A 1068-nucleotide genomic window follows, 5' to 3' on the forward strand; every position below is an offset into this window, starting at 1 on the left:
GAACACATAATGAGGACGTGTCAACATCCAAGATCAAACGATCAGATGTCGCCCATTTCCTACGATGAGTTTCTAGATGAGGCGAACCGGATGTAACTGTGTGAACATATGGATCTGCCATGCGTTTCAACGTGTTATCAGCTCTATCGTATTGCCTCGAACCGAACACAGTTCGAAGCCCGCAGAGTGGACGGATCCTCCCTGGCGGTGACAGTGAACCAGTAATGAATGACAGAATAACCATATTTCTGGAATCATAATCATTAGATAGAATATAATGTCAGCTGATAAGACTCGATTGATTCTGGTAGCAGACGGTGCCTCAGGCAACAATCAATCAAAGACCGATCGAAAAGCAGGTATTGGGTACATTGTTTCAGCTGGCGGAACAGAGATAACTGAACAAAGCCAGTTACTCGGAGAAGGCGAACAATACACGAACAACCTCGCAGAATATCAAGCAATCATTCGGGGACTGGAGTGGATCCAAAACGAGTACGACTCTTCTGGTGTTTCAGTTAACATACATACCGATAGTGAATTACTGGTCAGACAGGTTCGTGGAGAGTGTGACACTAACGCATCTCATCTCGTTGAGCAGCGAAATACTGTGCAAAACCTCTTGAGCGATTTCGGTGAGTCCAGTGTTGAACATGTATCTGAAACAGAGGAGAATCTTATTAGCAGAGCAGATACATTAGCGACCGAAGCTACACAGCAGTAGATTCAACGTATAATCGTTGACGTGTAAAATAAAAAATGTTTCTTAGTGCGGTCTGAGCGTCTCTACCCGTGTGGATTTTCATATCGCAGACGGGGGGTCTAACTATCTATCAATTGGGCTATAACTGTAGCCGCACAGCTAAACAATGTTGTGAGCGACGGTAGATATCTTTACAGATTCTCAAAGTCAGTTCGTTTGTTGTAATATAAAGAGTCTTCTCATGACGAGGGAGATTTCGCTCAGTCACACCCTCGGAGCACAGTGTCAATAATACCTATATCGGAATATGGACACCTTTCTAGAAGTTATTCCTCCGACACTCATTTAGAAAACCGCCTGTAGTA

At 43.9% G+C, this 1068-nt stretch carries 1 protein-coding gene; it reads left to right on the forward strand.

What is annotated here, in order from left to right:
* Positions 1-277 precede the first annotated feature (277 nt).
* Positions 278-724 carry a ribonuclease HI family protein gene (locus J07HQW2_RS16005; protein WP_021056714.1) on the forward strand — a complete coding sequence of 149 codons (447 nt, stop codon included), beginning with the start codon at positions 278-280 and terminating at the stop codon, positions 722-724.
* The last annotated feature ends 344 nt before the right edge of the window (positions 725-1068 follow it).

The sequence above is a fragment of the Haloquadratum walsbyi J07HQW2 genome (assembly GCF_000415985.1).
Taxonomy (GTDB): domain Archaea; phylum Halobacteriota; class Halobacteria; order Halobacteriales; family Haloferacaceae; genus Haloquadratum; species Haloquadratum walsbyi_B.

Coding starts and splice junctions, on each gene's coding strand:
- J07HQW2_RS16005 (WP_021056714.1), top strand. CDS start 278: ATGTCAGCTGATAAGACTCGATTGATTCTGGTAGCAGACGGTGCCTCA.